Here is a 1,327-nt window from a genome sequence, read left to right on the forward strand (position 1 = left end):
TTGACACGTGAATATGTTAGACTTCGAGATAATATGGAAAATTACTTTAGAATTGCACCAACAAGACCAAAAACAAATAAACATGCAAGAATTGTTTCTTTATTAACACCATTTAGTTATAACAAGATGCATTTATTAGATTATAGTAGTCGTTCTGTATTTAGTGATATTTATTCATATAATGGAGATGGCAAAGTTCATGATGATGCTCTTGATGCATTATCAGCAGCATATTTAATTATGTCTTTAAATTATCGTGATAGAAGTCAACATTTTACTAAATTTACTTTCATTTAGCTTATAAATTATTGTATAATAATTACATAAGGAGATTCTTTATGGAGTATATGCAAATGGAGCCTGTAATTACTAGGCAGATGGTATTAAATGAGCTTGTAAAAGCTGGTATTAAGAGAGATATTGCGGACGATTTATCTTATAGATACTATAAAAATGAACTTACTACTAAAGATCTTCAATATTTAAAAGAGAACTTTGACATAAAATTGGAGATGTTAGAGCGTGGTTTAAAGGCTGATATTAAAGAGCTTGATAACAAAATAGATACTGTTGAAAATAACTTAAATAACAAAATCGACAAAGTAAGGGACGAATTAAAATCAGATATTAAAGAACTTGATAATAAGATTGATATTGTTAGGAAAGATATGGAACTGAACAAAATGGAACTTGATACTAAGATAGATAAATTTGCATCAGAGGTTAAAGGAACATTAAAATTACATGCATGGATGTTTGGGACCATTATTACCCTAGCTGTAGGAATTTTATTAACGCTGATATTTAAATAAAGATGTTAATTAAAGATAAAGTAAATTTAAATAAGTAAAACTTATCCTTCATAAACTTAAATAAGGCTATAAAAAAAGTAACAAAAAATTATAAAAAAGTTAGCAAAAATAATAAAGTGTATTATATTTGTGTGGTATAAGATTAAAAGAAATATAACAAAAAAAGATATGAAATTAAATTTTAGATTAAATGTAAGAGATTTATATAAATATTCAATATTTTTTAGGAACTACATAGATAATGTAGCGAAAGATTGTTTAAAGAACGGAATAACATTAGACAGTGTATCAAGCACATCATTAGATGTTGATGATGCTTTGGGTAGTTTAAAAATAGAATTAAAAGCAGCATTATTACAATGCATTATTAGTTGTCGATTTAATGGTGTTGGATACATTTTAGTAAAGACAGCCGATCAGTTTTTTGATTTAGATGTAGAAGTAAATAATGAATTACCAATTGGATTTATGTATTTAGATTATTCTAAAGTACATGACATTGGACCAGAAAGTAG

3 protein-coding genes are annotated in these 1,327 nt (G+C 26.2%); all 3 read left to right on the forward strand.

Annotated features, from left to right (window positions below; translation table 11 throughout):
- A partial coding sequence (locus U880_RS09815) for a phage terminase large subunit family protein (RefSeq protein WP_456061755.1) occupies positions 1-297 on the forward strand: 297 nt, incomplete at its 5' end.
- An 11-nt stretch (positions 298-308) separates the two neighbouring features.
- Positions 309-812: a Bdr family repetitive protein gene (gene bdr, locus U880_RS0101275; RefSeq protein ID WP_024654453.1), complete on the forward strand. Its 504-nt coding sequence runs from the start codon at positions 309-311 to the stop codon at positions 810-812.
- 168 nt (positions 813-980) lie between these two features.
- Positions 981-1,327 (forward strand): anti-CBASS protein Acb1 family protein (locus U880_RS09820; RefSeq protein ID WP_152520371.1); only part of this gene is annotated, 347 nt, incomplete at its 3' end.

It is taken from the genome of Borrelia hispanica CRI, assembly GCF_000500065.1.
GTDB classification, from domain to species: Bacteria; Spirochaetota; Spirochaetia; order Borreliales; family Borreliaceae; genus Borrelia; species Borrelia hispanica.